Here is a 22195-nt window from a genome sequence, read left to right on the forward strand (position 1 = left end):
TAGCTACAGATTGCAACTCATCCTTTAAATTTTCACTATTTTCATAGACATGCTCAGTGTTACTGAGAAATTCATTGGCTTTATCAGTAAGTTTTTCATTGAGTATTTTTATACTAATTTGAAAAAGTGTTAATCTTTCTGACATATTGGCTATAGTTCCTGTATGTGGTTTTTGGTCAAGTATAGCTTTTTGTTCATCAACGAGTTTATTTGTAAACTCTTGAAATTCTTCTTTCATATTTTCTTTTTTACAGTATTTCTGATTTTATTGGAAAAGGGATTAATTACTAATTCCTTTAAATGTCATTTTATTACTGGTCTGGTATCACTAGCCTATTGCCTTGATTTATTGAATCCTAATGATTACTGAATTTCACTACAAAGTTTATAATTGCTTTTATCTTAAAAAGATATCCATAATTAACTTATAGCCATTTGGCGTTTAGTTATAGTTTTTAGTAAACTTTACACTAATTTAAGAATTAGTTTCTAAAATCCTAAGTTAACATTCTTAAAATCTACCTTATCAAATTCTACATCTTTGTTTTTATCTCTGTTCGCTCTGTAAGTACCCTGATGTTTCTTTATTTCCTGTGGTATCATTGTCTAAAAAGCTTAATTTCCTACTAGTTTAATAGGGGTATTTCTTAAAAAATTGGCATAGTGTGTTTGGGGTAGGGGTAAATGGTACTAAACATATCTTTAATCCAATATTCAACCCCCGTACCCCTTAATCAAAAAATATCCATTCATACTTAACTTATTTACCCAGTTCTGCTGCTTAAGTGGGATCTTAATCCCAATTCATACTACTTGTATTTTATTAAAGGCAATACACAATTTATTAAAGGTAATTAAAGAAAAAGCAAGGTATTATATTGTTTGATAGCTTTTTGACTGATTAATATTTTGTAATTGATAATCAGTTTATTATAAGGAAGCGGGAAAATAATAGCTTGTAAAATTTGGAATTCAATTCTGAATCATACTACTTTTGTATCACATTGAAAGTCAAATAAGGCTTTAATGTACAGAGACACATAGATAAGAATAGGATTACCAAGGTGGTAATCAACTAGATGATTTTTAATATGCAGTTTAAACTGCAAAATCTTATCAAACTATGTTTAATATAACAGAATCAAACAATCAATTCCAACCGTCTAAAGATGTAAATGCTCCTTATCTTATTGGCGAGGAAAAAGCTTTTAAACTAAATGGTAGTGAATTACTCTATCCGTTCTCAAAACCTGAACTTTGGGGGCATTTGATTAATCAAGGTGGTATTATTGTAAGTATCAGTGAATTAAAGATTGCTACAATTGACCCAGAGATTAATAAACTACAAGCAGCACAGGATTATCAGGGAATCATTGATTTCTTAACTAACATACTGAAACCTAGTTGTAGAATTGAAGCAGCAAAGAAAGACATCTCAAATGCACAAGCACTCGTGGAAGGTACAAAAGCAGCCCCTGTTTACTCTTTAGTCACAAAGAGAACAATACATCAACAAAGCACAAAAGAAGGCTGGAACAACTCTAAAATAGCTAAAGAATTGGGTATAACATCACCTACTGTAAAAAGTGCAATTGCTAAAATTGAGACTGAAATCGAAGCTGCGAAAGCTAAAGAAGCGTAAAGACACCAACAAGAAAAACCAACTATCACTAGTTGGCTTTTCTATTTTTAAGGGAGATCAGGATCAAGAAAACCCAATTTTTACTAGATATTTATTAAAAATCTATATAAATATATACTATCTGAAAAATAATTTAATCAAGCTAAAAGTACTAATAACCTTGTGACTTATTTGTGACTAAGGAAAAGAAAAAACCCTGTAACTAACTGTTTTAAAGCTAATTACAGGGTTCATATGCAGAGAGGAAGGGATTCGAACCCTCGATACCCTCACGGGTATACACGCTTTCCAGGCGTGCTCCTTCAACCACTCGGACACCTCTCTAGTTGAATTGGAGTGCAAAGAAAATTATAAATTCTTGCCCAAACAAGCTTTAAACACTTTTTCTAGCCAATCACTCCCCCTTCTCCAGGGGAAACAGAAAGACTAGAAAACAGCAAAGAACCTAAACTTCTAACATCAAGCTACTTAAATCAAAAACACCTTTAAGACTGCGTGGTCAAGGACATCTCTCCTGCTATTGGCGTGATCAGCTTTCTTCTGATATCGTGGTCACTTGGCTCATTGGCTAGCAAAAACATCAACTTGGTCACTGCTGCTTCTGTAGTAATATCCCCTCCACTTAGTACACCTATACGTTTCAAATCCTTACTCGTCTCGTACCTTCCTTGAATCACCCGACCACCATTACACTGAGATACGTTAAGGATAATCAATCCCTGCTTTACTGCCCGCTCCAAAGAGGCGATAAACCATGGTTCACTTGGACTATTTCCTGATCCGTAAGTTTCTAAAACCACACCTTTGAGCCCATCGGTGGCAAAGCAGCTATCCATAAGCTTCTCAGTAATACCAGGGAACAACTTCAAAATCATCACCCTATTATCTAGCCTATTGAAATATTTCAACTTCCTTCCTTCTTCAAAAGGCTTGATAGCTGCATAGTTATAATCTATCACAATGCCAGACTCTGCCAATGGAGGATAATTTTCAGATTCAAAAGCATCGAAATGCACACTCTGTACTTTCTTTGACCTATTTCCTCTGAGCAGCATATGATTGAAAAAAATACAAACTTCTGGCACAACTGGTTTTCCATTGGCTTTGGCAGTAGCAATTTCCAGAGAAGTCATCAAATTCTCCCTTGCATCTGATCGCATCGCTGATATTGGAAGCTGAGCACCTGTAAAAATCACAGGCTTGCTGAGTCCTTTGAGCATATAGCTAAGCATAGACGCTGAATAGGCCATGGTATCTGTTCCATGAAGTACCACAAAGCCATCATAGCTATCATAATTTTCATAAATGATATAAGCCATATCAGCCCAGTGCTGCATATTCACATTGGAAGAGTCTATAGGTTCGGGAAACGAGATCACTGTAATGGCAGCATTCATGCTGGTCAGCGTAGGAATCTTTTCCAGGATTTGTCCAAAATTAAATGGAACCAGGGAGCCGCTATCATCATAGGCCATGCCTAGCGTTCCCCCGGTGTATATAATCAATACTGAAGATGTTATTTCACTTTTTGCTGCTGTATTGAGTCTTACGATTTTGTAATTCATGGCTGAAAACTATGAAAGATATTTTGGGTGTTATATTGGGTAATTTTTGATACTTCTTCTAATGTCGTCTCACAGAGGTCTGCCACCCGCTGTGCGATTACTGGAATATATTCTGGAGAATTTCGTTTTCCTCTATGAGGCACTGGAGCCAAATATGGCCCATCAGTTTCGAGGACGAGGTTTTCTAAACCTATCTCCCGAAGTACTTGATCCAGCCCTCCATTTTTATAGGTAGACACACCTCCGATTCCCAGCAGGAAGCCAAGGTCTGTGATCTGCTTGGCTTGGGCTACTGATCCTGTGAAACAATGAAAGATCCCTTTTAAGTTCGCATCTTTGGCTTCTTGAATCAAGGAAATTGTTTCATCCATTGACTCTCTACAATGCAATATCAATGGCCATTTTTTATCTTTTGCCCATTGAATCTGGATCTTTAAAGCCTCTTTTTGTTGCTCGAAATAAGTCTTGTCCCAATACAAGTCTAGCCCTGTCTCTCCTATCCCAGCAAATTCACGCTTTGAAATCCAATCTTCCATTACATAGAGCTCCTTTTCAAAGTCTTTCTTCACATCACATGGATGTAGTCCCATCATGGGTAGGCATTGAGTGGGATGATTTGCTTCTACTTCAAGCATGGCATCTATGGTTGTCACATCGACATTGGGCATGTAGATCTTGGAAACTCCAGCTTCAAATGTCCTCCGAATTACATCTTCCCGATCTGAATCATATTTTTCTGAATAGATATGAGCATGCGTGTCGGAAAATTGATTTGAATCCATGATGTAAGTTAATAAATAAATGCAAAACCTTCACTTGCCTGTAGCACTCAGGTAAAGTGATCAATACCTTCTACCTTTCCAAGTAGTATTCGAGGGCCAAAAATAACAAACTATCGTCGCCCATGCTGTAAAAAGATAATATATTTCAAATAAGATTAAGTTGAGCAAACTTACCTTCTGCCCTAGCTTTCTTTGGATAAGGATAATAAAAAAGGATTGCATGCACCATTTGGCAAACCAAAACAGCCAGCCTAAAAACACATAATTGATTAGTAAAAGAATAACAAGAGGAAGAAAAAGCGCTTGCAATGCCAGCAGTAATTTCAATTTGAAAGGTAGCCTCATAGCTCCATACATCCACCTTTTGCGCTGCATCAATAAAGCTGCAAAACTACGCTCTGCCTGGGTTGTGACCATATTTTCTTGGCTCACCAAATGAATTGCCTCAAAACCCTTTGCATGTATTGCCTTGGCTATTTGAAAATCTTCCGTCATCGAAAAACCTACTTCACCGAACCCACCTACTGACAAATAAGCCTCTTTAGAAATAAGCATGTTATTGCCCATGGTAGTCACCTGCTGACCAGTGTCTGATAGTACCTTGACCATTCCAAGGGTAAATAACCAATCTATATTTTGCATCTTCGCCAAAAACCCCAATCCTTCTACCTGAGTAATTCCAGTTACTAGCCCTCGTGGTTTTTGCTTTTTAAATCGCTTTTTGACTTTATCATCCCCTTCTATAGTGGCAGCATTTACCATACTTTTCACCCACGACCCTGGTACAATACAATCTGCATCTGTAAAAAGCAGGTATTCTCCTGAAGCATTCGGTATCATTTGAGCTAAAGCATTTGCTTTGCCATTGACAGCCTTATTTTCTATGTAAGATTCTATGCTTACCAACTGTGCATAAGGCTTACCATCAATCCATTGCTTAAGAATTTCTCCAGTATTATCCTCACTGTGATCATCAGCTAAAATAATTTCAAGTTGGTCGCTGGGATAGTCTATTTTTTCAAAAGCATGCAAGCAAGCTTGTAAAATTTTTGATTCATTGCGCGCTACCATGAGTATGGTGACTTTTGGCCATGTTTCATGAAGTTTCGCCGGGTAGCCACGGAAATTTGTACTCCACAAAATGATCAGAAACAAAAGCTGAGTTAATACTAACATCACCCCTATAATTTCGATAGCCACAAGTGTCATAGGGTGTCAGTTTGGAAATGATTTTGTTTGACAAACTCCAAATATGGTCCCAAAACTTGTTGTAGAATCGGAAAAGCCTTTGGTTGATCATGAAATACAATCACTGAGCCATTTCGAGTATATTTCTTCGTTTTTACCAAGCAGGTATCGCTAGATTGATCCTTATCATAGTCTCCAGATAGGACATCCCACATTACTAGCTCCATTTCGGATTTGATTTTTTCATACTGGCTTTTCTTCAATCTCCCATAGGGTGGCCTAAAGCAACGTACATCAATCCCCAATATAGATGAAATGATTTCGTGACATTTTTGAATATCTGCCAAGTAAAGCTCATCCTTGGTTTTGAAACCATTGAGGTGATGAAAAGTGTGATTACCTACTGCATGTCCTTCATTTAGTACACGCTGTGCTAGTTGAGGATACTTGCGGATGTTATCTCCAACCATGAAAAATGTAGCCTTCATTTCAAAGGACTTAAGCATGTCCAACACATAATCTGTCACTCCTGGAACTGGCCCATCATCAAAAGTCAAATAGATTTTATTGACATCCCTAGATTTGTTCCAAGTGAAACCCTTGAACAACCTAGGTATTATGCTTGGAACATGGTGTATGACCATAGTTTATTGGAATCTTAAGCTAAGCAATGTGATATCATCAGTCTTACCATTCCCGTTGGAAAAAGCATCAAGTTCTTTGAAAAATCCTTCATGAAAAACATCAGGATCTTCACACAATTTGGTTTTGATGTATTTTTCAAATCGCTCATCTCCATATTCTTCTCCCTCCAGGTTAAAACTCTCTGTCAAGCCATCGGTATACAGGTGAATATTGAATCCCTTGAGATGCTCCCTTTTCCCAACCTCCAAAAATGGTAATTCTTCAAAAGCCCCAAGTATAGTCGTGCCAGCTTGTAGCAATTCACTCCTCATCTCTGCTTCCCAACACAGGACAGGAGAATTATGCCCTGCATTGACATAGCTTAGCGATCTTTCTTTGTAATTGTAGTGCCCTAAGAAAAAGGTAATAAATCGCTCTCCTTTCGTATTGTCAAAGATAGTGAAGTTCAATTGCTCGACGATCATTTTGAGATCAGACGTACTTCGCAGTAAGGTCCTAAGTGCCGCCTGAAAATTGGACATGAGCAAAGCAGCGGGCATACCTTTACCTGAGACGTCCGCGATACAGAAAAATACCTCCTCTTCAGACTTCCAGATCAGGTCATAGTAATCTCCTCCTACTGTAGAATGCGGAATGTATGTCACCTTGGCTTTCAATTTCCCATCTTGAGGAAGAACAGCTGGAAAAAGCATCTTTTGTACATTTGATGCGATTTCAACTTCTTTTTTGAGGCGCTCTTGTTCAAGTTGGCGCTTAGCAAACCTTTTATTTTCTAATGCCACCACCAGGATGTTGGCAAGTGCTTGGGTAAAATCCAAGTCCAATTCAGCTTCTTCATCTTTTCTTTTCAGAAAAAGTACGGCAAGCATTTTGTCTTTGTGATACACGGGCAAGTATGTCGCCAATTCATCGAAAGAGTATCCTTCATCAACCACAATATTGAGTGATCCTTGAGACTTATCATCTTGAATCTTGTCCAAAGGTATCAGCTCTGGCACCTTGGATTTGATACCGTGAATGATGCTGAGATTATAGCCTTCTTGGCTGATCACATACAGCACGATAGAGCGAATATTGAGGTGAACTAAACAAGTAAACTTGAAGATATTAAGCAATACTGATGAAGGTTTGTTTTCATTGATTGCCTGGGTGATTTCAAGCAGTGCCTTTAGCTCTAATTCCTTCCTTTGATATTTTACTGTTTCTGTCGTCAACACGGATTCTTATTAAATGGTATTATGATCCATTAGCCCTTTTTTGGTAGCGAGGTAATAGTAATCCACACCTTGATTTGGCAAGTCTACATCATTAAAAACCTCTTCATCTGGACTTGCAAGACACTTGATATAGCCTTGATCATACAGAGACTGCAAGGTAGACAAAAGTACATCATCCTCCCAATCCAATGCATCTTTCAAGTAGTTGTAGTGCTGTACAAAGTACAGCTCATCTAACAAATCAAATTCTTTGGTAGTCATTGGTTATAATTTTAAAGTAAAATTATGGTTTTTTGATAGACTATACAGGATTTTTGGAATATTTAAGAGTATATACTCAAAAACTTACCCTTCCTTTCCATTTGTACCTGCCTCTTATACTCCATATTCCAACCACAATCACATAAAAAGGATGTATCATACTTGTCAATATCCTATGCTGCCAGGTGGGAAATACATTGAAATGACTACAAACTTTTCCAAGCACAAATCCCTCCACTACACACTTAGAAAACCAAAGGAAAATCAGTAGCAATAAACCCTCAAAACCATGCAAAACTGGAAATGCAATGGTGAAAATCCAAAAAAGCTGAAAGCAAAATGGAACCAATGAAAAAATACCGTGAACAAAATCATGTCCTCGCCACTTTGATGCCCAGCGAACCCGCTGCGAAAGCATTGTACCCCAATCACCATGTGAATTTGTGACTACCAAGGATGAGTTTGATCTCTCGTATGCTATAGCCTCACTCCCATACTTCTGTGCAATTTTTTTGAGTAAAAACTCATCATCACCACTAAGCAAGCTCCTATTTCCCTCATATCCTGAAACTTCCACAAACGCACTTTTCCTATACGCCAAATTGGCTCCGCTACACATCAAAGGCCTTTTCAATCGGATAGCTGTATGGGAAACCAAAATAATACTTGCCCAATCAAGCTGTTGAAAAGCATCAAAAAATCCAACTTTTTGCTTATTCATCACTGGACCTGCGACTAGCATCACTTTTGGATCAGAGAACTTTTCTAGCATACTCATGATCCACAATGGAGTAACTTCACAATCTGCATCTGTGGTAAATATCAAGTCCCCTTTGGCCTGGTTCACTGCCGCTTCTATGGCCGCCTTTTTGCCTTGATGAGAAGACCTCAAAAGTATATGCTGAGATGTATAGGTGCTATTTTTAATCAAATCTTCAAGCAATGCAATCGATCTATCTTCACTATGATCATCGATCCAAATCACCTCCATCGGCCTGATAATCTGCCGCTCTACAGATTCAAAAATCAGTCGCAAGTTACCCTCTTCATTGCGAAAGGGAACCAACATCGTCGCTTGATAATCACACCCTTCAGTCTTAGCAAATGATGTATTTCCTTGCCATAAAAGACCCAATAGGATCATCAATGTGGCATAAACAATCCCAAGAAAAAGGAATAATGTTATCATGAATAAGCGTAAATTGCGGAGATGAGTAAAATAGAGAAAAAAGCGCCAAAGGAAAAAATAATATTAGGAATAGATCCTGGAACCAATGTCATGGGCTATGGATTGATCCTGGTCGTGGGCAACAAGTACAGTCTTATTCAGTTTGGAGTGATTCATCTCAAAAAATACACAACGCATGAGCTAAAGCTCAAAAAAATCTTCGAAAGGGTCACTGGCATCATAGATGAGTTCCATCCAGACACTGTCGCTCTTGAAGCTCCTTTTTATGGAGAAAATATCCAATCCATGCTCAAGCTTGGCAGAGCACAAGGGGTAGCTATGGCTGCAGCACTTGCCAGAGAAATCCCCATTACAGAATACGCTCCAAAAAAAGTAAAACAATCTGTAACTGGAAATGGAAATGCCTCTAAAGAGCAAGTTGCCGAAATGCTCAAGACTTTATTAGGCATCAAAGAACTGCCAAAGCTTCTGGATGCTACAGATGCTTTGGCAGTGGCAATATGTCATCATTTCCATGAAGGAAGAATTCAAAGTCGTGGGAGAAATGCGGGATGGAAGTCCTTCTTAGAAGAAAACCCAGACCGAGTGAAAGGCAATTAGCCAGGTCACTTTTCTATTTCACCATGATAGATTGTCCTGCCTTGCTTGTTGATAACATCAAACTGTATTTTATCCGCATCCAAAGCAAATAACATAAAGCCTGCTTCAGATGCTGTAAACTTGGTATATGGCAAGGTCTTGCTCGGAGTCACTTCAGATGCGGAGCCTGATATGATCTGACGAATTCCATCCTTTTCGAGGTATTGCAAACTATGGTCATGCCCACTGATATACAGGTCAACTCCTAATTCCTTAAAATAAGCTTCGAGAGATTTTCTAATTGCAATGGTATCATAGCCCTCTGTCCTTCCTCCCGTGTACATCGGGTGATGTCCCACTACGATCTTCCAGCCGATTTCCTCATCCTTGCTTGTCAGCATCTCCTTCATCCATTTCTTTTGAGCTAATGTATCCGTTTTAGCTACATTCGGCCCATAAGTGGGATTATCATAAAACTGTGGGATAAGACTATTGGTATCTATAAATAGGAAAAGTGCTTTCTTTTCCGAACCTCTCACACCGATAGTTTTTGCAAAATATCGCCCTGGCATGTTCCATCTGCGCGAGAGCTTGCTGTACTCGACCTGAGCATCAGGATCACCTAGATAATCATGATTTCCCAAGATGGCATACCAATCGATCTGCAAATGGTAACTTTTATATATTTCTTCGAAGGAATACTTCCACAAGGGATCTTGCACACTTCTTACCCCATTTGGATAAAAATTATCCCCAGTAGAAATGATAAACCCGGGCTTATATTTGATTACCTGATGAAGAAGCTGGTCTGCCACCTCTAGCTGATGATCGTCACCATTTCTTCCCCAATCTCCTATCACGATAAATTTCCCAGATCGATCCGCAGGATCAATGGTCTGGGACTGAACTTCCAGTCCCAAAGCCATAAATGGTATTATGAATACTAAATAAATAAACCTCATACCTACCTATATCCTGGATTCTGAACCAATCTTGGATTTGTAGCCAATTCCCCTTGTGGAATAGGATAAAATCTCCTGTAGGTTTCTTGGTTTGTTTTGACGGGCAAGCCTGTAGCAGCATCCCTTCCCCATGCTGATTCATAAGTACCAAACCTAATCAAATCATTTCTCCTCCATGTTTCACCTGCCATTTCTCTGCCACGTTCATCTAGCAAAGTAGATAGGTCTATTGAGGTATAAGGGCTTGCATTTCTTATCGATCTAACCTGATTGACTAATTCTAAAGCACTTTGTCCCATTGGATCTGCCGCCCCTCTTAAGATAGCTTCTGCTTTCAAGAGCACAAAATCAGCGTACCTGAAGAGAACGAAATCATTTCTTGAGTCTCGGCTTGATGTCCATGTGCCATCTGGGGTATATTTTACATTTCTAGCTCCTTGTGCTATCTGCTGTGGCGACCTACCTCTATCAAAGGTCTCTACATTCACAAAAGCTATCTCCGGGTCATGATTGACATGATAAGCCCCATCCATCATTGGGCTTCCGTCATTATAGAATTGAGGACCAGCAAGCCATATTTGATTTCTAACATCATTTAGATCCTCTTCAAACAAGTAGTAAAAATCAGCCCAAGTATGTTGACAGTTGCCCACACTAATCGTAGTAGGCAAGCCATAGTTCACCCTTGAAAGTGGGTGTAGCGGAAACCTACCCAATCTCATTCCATTGGCACCAAAGTTTTGATCAAATGGAATAGCAAAGATTATCTCTCTAACCTGTGGGCCATTAGCTACATCAAACATCCCCATAAAATCTGCCTCTAGTTCAAAAGATCGATTTCCACCATTGCTAGTTGCATTCATGATCAAGTTGATCGATTCAAGGGCTTCTTGATACTTAGGAGTTCCAGCGTAAATCTCTGCACTCATATGTAATTTGGCTAGCAAGGCATGCGCCATCCAGAAAGTAGGCTTACCATAAGTCACCGTCCCAATTTCTTTGGACAAATAGGGTAAAGCATCATTGATTTCATTGACTAAGAAGTTGTATACCTCTCCACTACTGCTATTGGAAGGAAGCTCCAAATTCCCATATGCAGGACTGATAGGAACATTCCCGAAGAGGTCAAGTGCGAAGAAATAGTACAATGCACGCATGGTTCGGATTTCGGCCAAAGTCCTTTCCTTTGTTTCACTTTCAGGTGCTGGCTCCAAGGCTGCAAGTATCTCTCCACACAAGCTTACTCCCCTATAAGCCCATGTCCATGTAGTAGCGATATGTGGATGTGTCTCATCCCAAGTATGAAGATTGAGCTGAATGTATCGCCCGCCATCATAATAATCAGCTCCTCTAGCTGTCAGAACAGCTTCATCTGTAGACAATTCTTGCAAATAGTAGTAGTCTAGTGCAATGTTGTTTCTCATTTGCACATACACTGGCCCTGTCACAGAAGCAAATTCAGCTTCTGTTTTAGGAAAAACATCAGATGTATAACTGGACTCGATTGGCACATCCAAATCTGTACATGAGATCACAGCTAATGATAGTATTGTATAAAATAGTTTTTTCATGTTCTGTTAATTTTAGAAGTCTAAAGTCATCCCAAGCATGAATCCTCGGGTTCTAGGATAGAAATTATTATTATCAAACCCTGGAGTCAATCCACCGAGGTTTACTTCAGGATCAATGCCTGAATATTTGGTAAAGACAAACAGGTTGTTACCTGTCAGGTAGACATTTAAGTTTTTGACATGGCTGCGATTCACCAATGGGAAGTTGTAAGCAAGGGTAGCATTATCTACTCTTAGAAATGAACCCGACTCTAAGTACCTGTCTGAATAAAAATTGTTGTTGACATCCGTCATAGGTTCATCGGCAGCAGAAAGTGGAATGTTTCTCAGGTAAGCTTGACTTACACTGCTGAGCACTGCACGAGTTGAATTCAGGATTTGATTCCCATATACTCCTCTGATAAAGACGTTCAAAGACCAGTTACCATAATGGAAGTTATTACCTAATCCGTAAGTGAACTTGGGTTGTGCATGGCCCATAAGCACAGCATCTGCTGGAAATCTAGGTGCAGCAGTCACTCCACCGTCTGGAGTAAAGAATGTTGAGACGCCGTTCTCATTTCTTCCTGCCCAATGGTATAAGTTGAACAATCCAATGGGATAACCTTCCTTGATCAATTGGGTATTGACCCCACTTACACCAGCACCAGATCCTCCGGCAGTAGGTATGGAGTCAAGCTGATACTCGAAATTTGAAAGCTTCTCCACCCTGTTTCTATTATGCGCTATATTTCCAGTCACATCCCATCCAAACTTACCTTTTTGCATCAAATTGGCTTGTAGAGTAAATTCCACACCTTTATTAGAAATCTCTCCAACATTGGCTGTCATAGTAGGGTGCACAAATAGCGTAGTAGATACAGGATAGTAAAAGATAAGGTCTGAAGTGTACTTATTATACCATTCGACTGTACCGCTGATTTTACCTTTGAACATGCTGAAATCAAGACCTAAATTGAGCATGGATGTCTTTTCCCATCTTAAATCATCGTTAACATTGGCCACTGACCCCATCGCTTGTTCATATACCCCATTGTTGTAATACATCCCAGAGCTTCCAAACCTGAATACTGTCAACAAAGGATCAAAACCAAGTGAGTTACCCGTCACACCGTATCCAGCTCTAAGTTTTAGTTGTTGAAAAGTGCTTTGATTGGAAAGGAATCCTTCTTCGTGCATAAGCCAGCCGAAAGATGCCGCCGGGAAGTTCCCCCACCTATTTTGCTCACTAAATGCTGAAGATCCATCTCTACGCATGGATACTTGCAACAAGTATTTATCCAAAAAGGAATAGTTCAATCTTGAATAAAAGGAAATGATCCTCAATGGTACTTGACTAAAGCCACCATAATCTACCCGGATATTGCTAGAGCCAAGTCCCAAATTTTCAGCACCAGTCACATCTGACACAAAACCTGTGTTGGTAGATTGAAAGCCATCATTGTTCACGTCATTTTGCCATGAATACCCTCCTAATATTTTCAATTCATGAGACATGGTATTGATCGGAGTGTAATCGAAAAATGTCTCAAGCACTTTCCTTGTATTCTGCACACTGAAGCGCTTAGCGACACCGCCCGCTTGTAGACCAGAATAGGAAGTACCTTCATAATTGATCGGTAAGATAGAGGCACTATTTTGGTATTGCTTACCCTCAAACTTCTCCAATTGATAAGACCCTAAAACATTGACATTGAAATTCTTAGTAACATCAAATTTTGCTGATATAAAACCAAGAAGCGTATTATTCTGCCTTTCATCTTGATTCAACGCTATGATTCCAAGCGGGTTGAAATAGTTGGAGGTATGATCTATTGTGTTTTCCTTGAAGCTACCATCTGTATCATATACATTGACTGTAGGAAGGTAAGAAATCATCTGTCGGTATACTTCCTCTCTGACAAGCTTTTGATTGTCAAGTGAGTTGGTCAATTGAAAGTTTAGCTTAAACTTATCATTGAAACCTTTCTGATCTAAAGAGAATTGAGCTATCACCCTTTCTCTGCCTGATCCCCTTATGATACCTTCTTGATTGAAGTAATTCACACTGGCATTGAAAGTGGCACGTTCAGTACCCCCACCATAGCTTAGGGTATGATTCTGACTTACCCCTTGTCTGGTTACGACATCTTGCCAGTTGGTATTGACAAATGTTGTATCTCCTTGATTGACAATGAAGTCATTGTCATTTGGAAAGAGTCGCTGCTCATTTCGTGCAAGATAACCTCGTAACTCATCTCCAGTCATCATTCTAAGTGAATTTGAGGCATTTTCTAAACCAGCGTAAGCATGATAGCTAAAACCATATGTAGGTTGGGCTTTTCTGGTAGTGACCATAATCACCCCATTGGCTGCCCTACTCCCATAAATTGCCGTAGCAGAAGCATCCTTGAGCACTTCGATAGACACGATATTATCAGGAGCGACCAGGTTGATCGAAGCTCCTGGCACGCCATCTATCACATAAAATGGCTGCTGAGCCGCTCCTTCACGCAATGTGGATGCTCCGCGAAGCACGATATTCGCTCCACCATTCGGATTTCCATCTCTACTGATCACAAGGCCTGCAACTTTTCCTTGAAGAAGTTGCTCTGGTGAAGCAAGTACACCTCTATTGAATTCTTTTGGAGATACACTGGTCACTGAACTGGTAAGTTTCTCCCTACTTACTTCCCCATAACCAATCACAACGGCTTCTTCCAAGACATTTTCTGTACTTTTCAACCGAATAAGGATGTCAGTTTTGTTGCCCAACACCAATTCCATAGACTCATATCCCAACATTGAAATCACCAATACATCAGTTTCTTCCAGACCCGAAAACCTGAAATTCCCATCCATATCACTGATCTGACCTGTGTTCTTGTTTTTCACTTGAATGGTCGCCCCAAACAGTGGCTCATCAGTCTCTGCATCTATCACTTGCCCCTTAACCTCGACTTTTCTGACCTGGGCACTTGGTGAAGGTGATGTTGGTACTCTAGTAGTTGTGACTCTCTGTACCAAATGAACCCCTCCCTTTTCTACTATCTTTACTTGATGATTTTTTTCTATTTCTAAGATTACCTCTTGTAATTTTTTTCCATGAAATTGCTGATTTTTGATTTGAATACCTTTTAGCTCACTTGCATTATAGACCAAGTTCAAATTATGCTCTTTCTGAAGCATTTTAAGAACTTCCACTAGTGCCACCTCTTGGCTATCTAGTCGTGCCATGGCCAATTGACCATAACTGGGATGATTCAAACTTGCACTGTAAAGGAATACCCCTACGAGCAACCTCATCCAAACTGCTTTGAAGGCTGATTTTCGCCTTTTGTTTTTTTTCATTACTTTCGTATTTAAAGCGTATAAATTGGTTTATCTGCTTGACTTCAAGTCATTGGCGGTAGCCTGTTGATCGGTACCCGTTGGCGCGGGTATCGATTTACCGAACGACATATTGATCAGCACTGGTTTTGATTAATTCGTATTGATGATTTTTCAAGAGCTCCCCTATTGCTTGCATCACTACTTCTTTGTGTAATGTGGCATCTAAATTTGCCGAAAGACTCATATCTACTTCTGTAGAAAATTTGATTTCAAGCCCAAAATAGTTTGATAGTATTGTTGCGACTTGATACATACTGGCTTCTTCGAAGATTGCTCGAGCCTGATCAAGTCCATCGATCTCCGCTACTTTTCTCTTACTGATTTCTCCTGTCTGTTTATTGACCTTCCATTGATCCGACTTAGTCAAAAATGATTCTGCTTGTCCTCTGTATTTCACAGATACCAATCCACTCACCACAGTCACTTGCTGTTCGCGTGATTCTTTATAGCCAATGATTTCGAAGGATGTTCCAAGCACTTCTATGGATGTTTCTTCAAACTGTATCGAAAACGGTTTTGTAGGATCTTTGAAAACTTCAAAAAAAGCATTGCCCTCAAGTTTGACTTCTCTAGATTCACCAAACGCTTTGGGGTAATACAGCTTGGAGTTTGGCTTCAAGGTAACGATAGTCCCATCTGAAAGCGTCAATTCTCTAAACTCTCCAACTCCTGTACTTGCCATTAAGCCAGCACTAGGAGTATTAAAAAACACCATCAACCAGAACACTAAACCCAGGCCCACAAGTGGAATAATAGCTGCGGCGATTTTCCAGTTTCTGCTAGGGAATCTTTTGACTTTCCTATGATTCACTTGATCAAGCAAACGTCGTTTTGCTAAGCTTTTTCTAGCTCTAGACAGTTCAATAGGCTGACCTGACTGATCACCAATAGCATCAAGCCAATCATTTACTATTTTTTGTTCGGCTACAGTCGCTTCTCCCGAGATATAGCGATCGATGAGTTTTGAGAGTTTTTTCTTTTCCAAAGTTCCTTCGTTTGTATAGAAGTTCCTTTGGATCGCCTTTCTAACTATCCAAAAATCTGAATTAACACAAACTTAGCAATGAAGCTAATTTGGTAACAGGATGTTAATAATCTAGTAAGAAAAGGGGAGAGCTTTTTATTTGCAGTAGCCGCTTGATTTCTCACGGTCTGCTCTGATACTTGATGCATTTCTGAAATCTCTCGGGTACTATAACCTTCAAGTTCATGCAAAATAAATACTTGCTGTTCTTTGAGTGGAAGTGAAGATAATTTTGATTTTATAACATGGATCAACTCATCATACATCAGGTCCTTTACGGGATTTTCAGCTCGATCGTAGGAAGAAATCAAGTAGTCAAGATGCTTTCTTTTGATGCCTTGATCTCTAAAAAGTTTCAAGATTTTTTTTCTTAATGAAGCAAAGAGGTATGATCTGAGGTCATTTTGAAGAGCCGGGAAGGATTGATGTTTTTCCCATAAATTTAAAAAAAGCTCCTGAACCAAGTCTTCAGCATCATCCTGATTTTCCAGCGTATTGTTGGCATATTTGATCAGTTCCTCCCAGTGCCTATCAAAAATCATTGAAAATGCCTCCTTATCCCCTGAACGAAAAGCATCGATCAATGTCGCCTCCGAGTGGTATTTGAGAAGTATTTCCATGAGTACAAAGTTAGACTTAATTACATCTCACGATAACCACTCAAAGCGATACAACAAAATGTTGAACTGGGAATAATATAAAATTAATATACTTATAACAAAGCAGCGTTTGGCATTAACACCTATTCGATAATAGCTTGAGAAGATTACCCTCTCAAGCTATTAGTATACCTCAAACAAACCAAGAACAGTGTTCCTACCCTTTCATTTTCTTATACCTTAACAAAGCTTCCAAGAAATAATAGTCTGCATAAATTAGGGGAACATCTACTTCATTGCCACTAGGCAGGTTCCCTGTGCTGTGCTTTAACAGAAAATATGGATTGGCCTCACCTGAATTCAGGTATGTATCTGAACTTAAAGATTTCAACATATTTTCTGCTGCATCAAAATACTTCTGCTTTTGCTCACCATCAACATAAGTCGACAATGCTAATAAAGCTGAAGCCGTGATGGCAGCAGCTGATGCATCCCTTGGCTGCTTGTCAAATAGTGATGGATCAAAATGCCAATCAGGAACAAAACCATCTTCTCCTACATTGAAATCCCAAACAGGGATAAAATCTTCAGGCAATTTCGGGTGATCAAGAAAGAAATCTGCCAAACCAATAGCAGTTTCCAAAAACTGCTTGTCTTGGGTAGCGCGGTACATGGTCGTAAAACCATAAATTCCCCATGCCTGTCCTCTTGCCCAAGTAGAATTATCAGAGAACCCTTGTAATGTCTGCTGATGAAGAACTTCTCCATTTTTAGGATCATAATTGACCACATGGTAGGTGCTGAAATCTTCCCTGATATGATTTCTCATCGTTTGGGTAGCATGCTTTACAGCTACATCATAATATGTAGAATCTCCAGTAATCTCAGTTACATAGCAAAGCAATTCCAAGTTCATCATGTTATCCATAATGACAGGAAATTCCCAAGTGTTGATCTCTCCCTTTGATTTTCTCTTGTTCCAAGATTGGATGCTTCCAACTATCGGGGAATATCTTTTCAATAATGACTTTGCTGACTCAATCAGTATTTGATCATACGCTTTATTTTTCTCAAACCTCAAAGCATTGCCATAGCTACAAAACATCATGAAACCAATGTCATGATGACTTGTATTGAATTGGTTAGATTCCAATGAATGAGTCCAATCCAAAGCGGCATTTTTCCATTGCTCATCCCCCGTGTATTCATACATATACCAAAGTATCCCAGGCCAAAAACCACCTGTCCATTCATCGATTTGCAAATATTTGATGCTGCCATCAGCATTTACAGCATGAGGGTAGTCCTCGAAGTTTCCTTCAGTTTCTTTGAGCAAATTAACATAAAGTGGCTTTGCAGCTTCAAAACTTTGATTTACAAAATCGACACTTGGAACTTCAGATGCGGTCTCTTCTTGGACTTTTTCAGAACAGGCAAAAAAAAGTTGAAAAACCAATCCAAAAAGGAGGAAAATAGAGATTTTAGTATTGAAAGCTTTCATTTTTTTTAATTTTCATCGTAAACACATGATTGATCAATTGGACTTTGGCTTGTATGACCAAAGCTCGGTCGCTTTTCTGAAGAACAATGTCCCATCATCTCCCATCACCAATAGCCCCGTATCTTCTGCAATTTTAGTAACAGCCTTGGACGATGGATCAATTTTGAAAAGCATCCGGTTATCAGTCCCATAGATGTTTCCATCTGGGTGCAATACCAAAAATGCACTTCTCCAAATATGACTTTTGAACTCCGGAAAATCATAAAGCTTATGTGTGGAAATCAAGCTGTTGCTCTCAACATCAAAGATAAATAGCGTACCATCTGCCATACCCCAGATATTCCCGTCTGGCCCTTCGATCATCCCTGTGACCGCAGAAGCTCCAGCTACAGGAACTAATTCTTCCACCACTTCCATTCTGTCCAAATCCCACACAAACAATTTTGCTTCCTTGGTTTCTGGCATTTTTCCCAATCCTCCAGAAATGGTTGTACCTCCGATTAAAGCACCTTTGTTAAAAATCAAGCTCGAAATACCTTGTCTTGGTACAGGCTGCTCAAAAGTCTTCAATTCTTCTGAATCAATATCATAAATCACCAAAGCACCTCCTAGCTTGCCATACTCTGGAATCATCCCAAATGCCATTTTTCTTAATTCAGGAATTGCCGCTAAGGCAAAAGACCTACTTTGACCATCTATCTGACCCAGAGCTTTTGGATTGCTGTCTGCTATACTCCATTCATTTTTGGTATCCAAGACATAAAATTTCCCTTTAGGATAAATCCCAATATAGATTTTATCTTCAAAAACAGCCATTCCTTCTGTTTGATCTAAGCCCTTATGCTCTTGGTGAATTCCTGTAGTAGGATCAAAAGATGCATGCCCACCTGCCAAATATCCCCCCGTCCACACCTTTCCATCAGGACCAAAGGTGATCGCATTGATGGGAATAGGCTGCCCAGGGATTGCCAGTTTTGTGCTTTTTTCAGTCTTTGCTTTGAAGTTGTATTCGATCAGGTTTCCACCTGAGCTTAACATCAGAAGATCTCCGTTCTCTTTATGCAAAAATGCATTGGAAGTTCCTGATTCTTTCAAAATCACTTTACTTTTCCTAAAGTTTTTCTTTGGATCAAAAGCCAAAATATTGCCTTTGGAAGTCAGATATACTTGCTTTCCTGTCTTATCTGAGGTTATAGCTTTCATATCCATCCCTGTGATTTCCTGCTCAAACACCTTAGTTTTCAGGTTGTAAATTAGCGTCTCGCTACCCGCTGTGAGCAGTGCAAAAAGTCTATCTTCGCCATTTTTACCTGGAATGATTTCAAGGGAATAGACAAACTCTTTGTCTTGATATTTCTCTGGAAGCAAACTCTTCTTGCTACCTGTCTTTGGATCTATCTCAATCAGATGCGCACGCGAACCAATTCCTGCATACAAGAGCCCTGTTCTATGATGAAATGCCAAGCTTCTAACATAATTCTCCCCTTCCACGATTGGTCCATTTCCAATATCTGAAAATCCATGATCAGGATGATACCTGAAAATCCTACACCCAGGATAAGTCGCTCCAAAAACTTCTCGGTCAAAACCAGAAGTCAAATTCCACAGATAGGTCTCACCTTCTAATACAATGCCCAGGTCTTCGATTTCCTGAGTACCGGGCGTATGTTTGAATAGACTTCCATTTGCTCCAGGAATATACAGATCACCATCAGTTGATTGGGTAAGGTCCCACACCCCGTCAGCTTTTGGCAAAGGAACATCCAACACCAGCTTCTTTGATGCCACATCAAAAGCCAAAAGATGTGCTGGTTCTCCTCTGACTACCGTATAAATTAATGTATTGCCATTTTTATCATCGACAAACAAACTACCTTGAATCATAGAGGCGGTCAATTGGACTCCATGATTGACAAATTCAGCAGATTTCACTTCTTGTGCCTGTAGGGTACCGATGGCGATACAATTGAGCAAGAAAATGGAAATTACCCGAGTTAAAATCATCGCATTATGCTTTATCATTTTCAAAAAAAGAATTGACAAAATCATCATCATTCAGTTCTGGATAGCTTTCATATACCCTGTCTAACTCCTCTTTTTGACCTGGAGAAAGAACTTCTTTGGGGTTCAAGCACCAAATACCTTCCAATAATCCTTGTCTTCTCAAAATCTCGTGAATACCTGGAATACATCCATGGAAGCTATTTGCAGGATCAAACATCGCTGCATTGACATCTGTAATTGCGATGCCTTTTGTCAACAGTTTTTGGTAGCCTTCTCCATCACTTGAGGATTTGAAAGATTTGATTTCATCCAAAAGCGCTACAGCCTTCTGTGTCCAAACAGCCCAGTGGCCAAGCAATCCTCCAACAAATTCCTTTTCATAGGTTTGGCCATTGACATTGAAACTATATTTGGTCAAGAGGTCAGCTACAATATTGTCATCATTTCCAGTGTACATGGCAATCTCATCCTTGCGGCTGCTTGTGGCTACTGCCCGCATGACATCCAAGGTTTGGTACCTATTGAAAGATGCGCATTTGATTGCTTCCACATTGGGGATTTCGGCGAATCTTGACCAAAAATTAAAGCTGAAAATTCTACCTCCAACTGAAGGCTGTAAGTAGAAACCAAAAACAGGGATGATTTCGGCAACTTTTCTTACGTGTTCAAGAATTTCAGACTCTGACCATCCTTGTAAACCGCCCATACTTAGCAAACCCATATCATAACCATACTCCGAAGCCAATCTCGCCTCAGCTATGGCCTGATCTGTAGGGCCACAGATTCCTGCAATTTTCAAAAAAGGCCTGTCCAAATGCTGCTTTTCTACTTCCTTTGAAGCCAATCTGAGGACAGTTTCAAATAGATTGATCTTTGGATCTCTAATCTCAAATTGCGTCGAATGAACTCCTACAGCAATACCTCCTGCTCCAGAGGAAATATAATACCTTGTCAATTGCCGCTGTTTTGCCTCGTCCAAAGACCTATCAGCTCGCAATGCCAAAGGGTGAGCAGGTATAACTGTCCCTTGATGTAAATGTGTCTTTAACTTTTCGCTTAAATGTGTCATTAGAATTTACCTCCTCTTTCTTGAAAATGTGTTGATTTACCAAATTCATCACCGCCTTGCAGCATCCATGCCGCTGTGACATCAATGATTTCTCTGACAGAGACTTTCGGATAGCCAAAAATGCGATGGCTTTCAGAAGCATTATTGAGCAAAGCAGTACCCGTAGGTTCATTGACAAACTGTGGAATTTTACCAAACAATTCTCCGAATCTATTTGCAATCCACCTGATCGATAGTATCTCAGGGCCTGTCACATTGAGTATTTTTGCGGGAGCTTCAGCGTGCAACAAGGACCTGATAGCGATTTCATTGGCATCATGCTGCCAGATGACGTTTACATTTTCTGTACGAAGATCTATAGGGTTTTCATTCAATACCGACTTGGCAATTTCCATCATCACACCATACCTGAAATCCACGGCGTAATTGAGTCTATATATCAGTGTTTTAGTTTTGTTTTTCTTTGCGAAATATTCAAATACCCTCTCTCTACCAAGGCATGATTGAGCATATTCACCTATGGGATCGGGGGTAGTCTCCTCGGAAGCTCCTCCAGATGTCACAGGAACAAAAGGGAGCACATTACCTGAAGAGAAGACGACTAAATTTGAATTCTTGAATTTCTCTGCTACCCTTCCTGGCAAATAGGCATTCATGGCCCAAGTAAACCCTTCATTGCCAGTAGTTCCAAACTTATTTCCTGCCAAATAGATGACATTCTTCACATCAGGTAGATTTTGTAGCTTTTCATCATCAAGGAGATCACACACAATCGTCTCTATACCAACATCTTCAAGTGCCCTTTTCGCATTTTGGTCAGAAAACCTTGATGCCCCAATGATTCTTTTCTCTATACCTGCTGCTTTGCAAGCGTCTACTGCAAGCTTGCCCATACTCGGCCCCATTTTTCCTCCAATACCAAGAAGCAAGATATCACCTTCGATCTTAGCCATATCATGAATCAAGGCCTCAGATGGCATCGTCATCTCTTGCTCCAATGTTTTTAAATCTTTCATATTTTATAT

Annotated in this window: 19 protein-coding genes and 1 tRNA gene; 2 read left to right on the forward strand and 18 right to left on the reverse strand. The window is 39.6% G+C overall.

Annotated features, from left to right (window positions below; genetic code table 11):
• The coding region (locus MM239_RS07130) for a hypothetical protein (protein WP_241347512.1) at positions 1 to 238 on the reverse strand (238 nt) is incomplete at its 3' end.
• Positions 239 to 1123: 885 nt separating this feature from the next.
• Between MM239_RS07130 and MM239_RS07135 the strand changes: the two genes are divergently transcribed.
• On the forward strand, positions 1124 to 1642 hold the full coding sequence (locus MM239_RS07135) for a hypothetical protein (RefSeq protein ID WP_241347513.1): 519 nt from the start codon (positions 1124 to 1126) through the stop codon (positions 1640 to 1642).
• A 237-nt stretch (positions 1643 to 1879) separates the two neighbouring features.
• Here MM239_RS07135 and MM239_RS07140 read toward each other — a convergent pair.
• The 8 genes from MM239_RS07140 to MM239_RS07175 all read right to left on the reverse strand — a co-directional run bounded on the left by MM239_RS07140 (position 1880) and on the right by MM239_RS07175 (position 8489).
• Positions 1880 to 1966 (reverse strand) — tRNA-Ser (locus MM239_RS07140).
• A 161-nt stretch (positions 1967 to 2127) separates the two neighbouring features.
• Positions 2128 to 3207 carry an asparaginase gene (locus tag MM239_RS07145; protein ID WP_241347514.1) on the reverse strand — a complete coding sequence of 360 codons (1080 nt, stop codon included), beginning with the start codon at positions 3205 to 3207 and terminating at the stop codon, positions 2128 to 2130.
• Positions 3204 to 3989, reverse strand: coding sequence for a TatD family hydrolase (locus MM239_RS07150; protein WP_241347515.1), 786 nt, complete (start codon positions 3987 to 3989; stop codon positions 3204 to 3206). Before MM239_RS07150 ends, MM239_RS07145 begins: the two co-directional genes overlap by 4 nt.
• A gap of 60 nt (positions 3990 to 4049) precedes the next feature.
• Positions 4050 to 5198 carry a glycosyltransferase gene (locus MM239_RS07155; RefSeq protein WP_241347516.1) on the reverse strand — a complete coding sequence of 383 codons (1149 nt, stop codon included), beginning with the start codon at positions 5196 to 5198 and terminating at the stop codon, positions 4050 to 4052.
• A complete protein-coding gene (locus MM239_RS07160) occupies positions 5195 to 5821 on the reverse strand; it encodes a polysaccharide deacetylase family protein (RefSeq protein WP_241347517.1) in 627 nt (208 codons plus the stop codon). Before MM239_RS07160 ends, MM239_RS07155 begins: the two co-directional genes overlap by 4 nt.
• A 3-nt stretch (positions 5822 to 5824) precedes the next feature.
• Complete coding sequence (locus MM239_RS07165; protein WP_241347586.1) at positions 5825 to 7036, reverse strand: GAF domain-containing SpoIIE family protein phosphatase; 1212 nt, start codon at positions 7034 to 7036, stop codon at positions 5825 to 5827.
• A gap of 12 nt (positions 7037 to 7048) precedes the next feature.
• Positions 7049 to 7300, reverse strand: coding sequence for a hypothetical protein (locus tag MM239_RS07170; RefSeq protein WP_241347518.1), 252 nt, complete (start codon positions 7298 to 7300; stop codon positions 7049 to 7051).
• A 76-nt stretch (positions 7301 to 7376) separates the two neighbouring features.
• A complete protein-coding gene (locus MM239_RS07175) occupies positions 7377 to 8489 on the reverse strand; it encodes a glycosyltransferase (protein WP_241347519.1) in 1113 nt (370 codons plus the stop codon).
• Between the two features lie 21 nt (positions 8490 to 8510).
• Here MM239_RS07175 and ruvC point away from each other — a divergent pair, with 21 nt between their 5' ends.
• On the forward strand, positions 8511 to 9089 hold the full coding sequence (gene ruvC, locus MM239_RS07180) for a crossover junction endodeoxyribonuclease RuvC (RefSeq protein WP_241347520.1): 579 nt from the start codon (positions 8511 to 8513) through the stop codon (positions 9087 to 9089).
• 5 nt (positions 9090 to 9094) lie between these two features.
• Here ruvC and MM239_RS07185 read toward each other — a convergent pair whose 3' ends face one another.
• From MM239_RS07185 to MM239_RS07225, 9 genes are all read right to left on the reverse strand, one after another.
• Positions 9095 to 9994, reverse strand: coding sequence for a metallophosphoesterase (locus tag MM239_RS07185; protein WP_241347521.1), 900 nt, complete (start codon positions 9992 to 9994; stop codon positions 9095 to 9097).
• A gap of 38 nt (positions 9995 to 10032) precedes the next feature.
• The gene (locus MM239_RS07190; protein ID WP_241347522.1) at positions 10033 to 11601 is read right to left on the reverse strand and encodes a RagB/SusD family nutrient uptake outer membrane protein; all 1569 of its coding nucleotides are present in this window, start codon (positions 11599 to 11601) and stop codon (positions 10033 to 10035) included.
• A 12-nt stretch (positions 11602 to 11613) separates the two neighbouring features.
• Positions 11614 to 14931, reverse strand: a complete 3318-nt coding sequence (locus MM239_RS07195; protein ID WP_241347523.1) for a SusC/RagA family TonB-linked outer membrane protein — start codon at positions 14929 to 14931, stop codon at positions 11614 to 11616.
• A gap of 97 nt (positions 14932 to 15028) precedes the next feature.
• Positions 15029 to 15958 carry a FecR family protein gene (locus tag MM239_RS07200; RefSeq protein ID WP_241347524.1) on the reverse strand — a complete coding sequence of 310 codons (930 nt, stop codon included), beginning with the start codon at positions 15956 to 15958 and terminating at the stop codon, positions 15029 to 15031.
• Between the two features lie 44 nt (positions 15959 to 16002).
• Positions 16003 to 16617, reverse strand: a complete 615-nt coding sequence (locus MM239_RS07205) for an RNA polymerase sigma factor (protein WP_241347525.1) — start codon at positions 16615 to 16617, stop codon at positions 16003 to 16005.
• Positions 16618 to 16813: 196 nt separating this feature from the next.
• Positions 16814 to 18097, reverse strand: a complete 1284-nt coding sequence (locus tag MM239_RS07210) for a glycoside hydrolase family 88 protein (RefSeq protein ID WP_241347526.1) — start codon at positions 18095 to 18097, stop codon at positions 16814 to 16816.
• 33 nt (positions 18098 to 18130) lie between these two features.
• Positions 18131 to 20119, reverse strand: a complete 1989-nt coding sequence (locus MM239_RS07215) for a WD40 repeat domain-containing protein (RefSeq protein WP_241347527.1) — start codon at positions 20117 to 20119, stop codon at positions 18131 to 18133.
• Positions 20106 to 21170 carry a dihydrodipicolinate synthase family protein gene (locus tag MM239_RS07220; protein ID WP_241347528.1) on the reverse strand — a complete coding sequence of 355 codons (1065 nt, stop codon included), beginning with the start codon at positions 21168 to 21170 and terminating at the stop codon, positions 20106 to 20108. The genes MM239_RS07215 and MM239_RS07220 overlap by 14 nt, the downstream gene beginning before the upstream one ends.
• Complete coding sequence (locus tag MM239_RS07225) at positions 21170 to 22186, reverse strand: NAD-dependent epimerase/dehydratase family protein (RefSeq protein ID WP_241347529.1); 1017 nt, start codon at positions 22184 to 22186, stop codon at positions 21170 to 21172. The genes MM239_RS07220 and MM239_RS07225 overlap by 1 nt, the downstream gene beginning before the upstream one ends.
• Between the last annotated feature and the right edge of the window lie 9 nt (positions 22187 to 22195).

Source organism: Belliella filtrata, from assembly GCF_022549775.1.
Taxonomy (GTDB): domain Bacteria; phylum Bacteroidota; class Bacteroidia; order Cytophagales; family Cyclobacteriaceae; genus Belliella; species Belliella filtrata.

What these genes read in the sequence shown, in the direction of transcription:
- MM239_RS07135 (WP_241347513.1), top strand. Translation starts at nt 1,124, where the DNA reads ATGTTTAATATAACAGAATCAAACAATCAATTCCAACCGTCTAAAGAT.
- MM239_RS07145 (WP_241347514.1), bottom strand. Translation starts at nt 3,207, where the DNA reads ATGAATTACAAAATCGTAAGACTCAATACAGCAGCAAAAAGTGAAATA.
- MM239_RS07150 (WP_241347515.1), bottom strand. Translation starts at nt 3,989, where the DNA reads ATGGATTCAAATCAATTTTCCGACACGCATGCTCATATCTATTCAGAA.
- MM239_RS07155 (WP_241347516.1), bottom strand. Translation starts at nt 5,198, where the DNA reads ATGACACTTGTGGCTATCGAAATTATAGGGGTGATGTTAGTATTAACT.
- MM239_RS07160 (WP_241347517.1), bottom strand. Translation starts at nt 5,821, where the DNA reads ATGGTCATACACCATGTTCCAAGCATAATACCTAGGTTGTTCAAGGGT.
- MM239_RS07170 (WP_241347518.1), bottom strand. Translation starts at nt 7,300, where the DNA reads ATGACTACCAAAGAATTTGATTTGTTAGATGAGCTGTACTTTGTACAG.
- MM239_RS07175 (WP_241347519.1), bottom strand. Translation starts at nt 8,489, where the DNA reads ATGATAACATTATTCCTTTTTCTTGGGATTGTTTATGCCACATTGATG.
- ruvC (WP_241347520.1), top strand. Translation starts at nt 8,511, where the DNA reads ATGAGTAAAATAGAGAAAAAAGCGCCAAAGGAAAAAATAATATTAGGA.
- MM239_RS07185 (WP_241347521.1), bottom strand. Translation starts at nt 9,994, where the DNA reads ATGGCTTTGGGACTGGAAGTTCAGTCCCAGACCATTGATCCTGCGGAT.
- MM239_RS07190 (WP_241347522.1), bottom strand. Translation starts at nt 11,601, where the DNA reads ATGAAAAAACTATTTTATACAATACTATCATTAGCTGTGATCTCATGT.
- MM239_RS07195 (WP_241347523.1), bottom strand. Translation starts at nt 14,931, where the DNA reads ATGAAAAAAAACAAAAGGCGAAAATCAGCCTTCAAAGCAGTTTGGATG.
- MM239_RS07205 (WP_241347525.1), bottom strand. Translation starts at nt 16,617, where the DNA reads ATGGAAATACTTCTCAAATACCACTCGGAGGCGACATTGATCGATGCT.
- MM239_RS07210 (WP_241347526.1), bottom strand. Translation starts at nt 18,097, where the DNA reads ATGAAAGCTTTCAATACTAAAATCTCTATTTTCCTCCTTTTTGGATTG.
- MM239_RS07215 (WP_241347527.1), bottom strand. Translation starts at nt 20,119, where the DNA reads ATGATAAAGCATAATGCGATGATTTTAACTCGGGTAATTTCCATTTTC.
- MM239_RS07220 (WP_241347528.1), bottom strand. Translation starts at nt 21,170, where the DNA reads ATGACACATTTAAGCGAAAAGTTAAAGACACATTTACATCAAGGGACA.
- MM239_RS07225 (WP_241347529.1), bottom strand. Translation starts at nt 22,186, where the DNA reads ATGAAAGATTTAAAAACATTGGAGCAAGAGATGACGATGCCATCTGAG.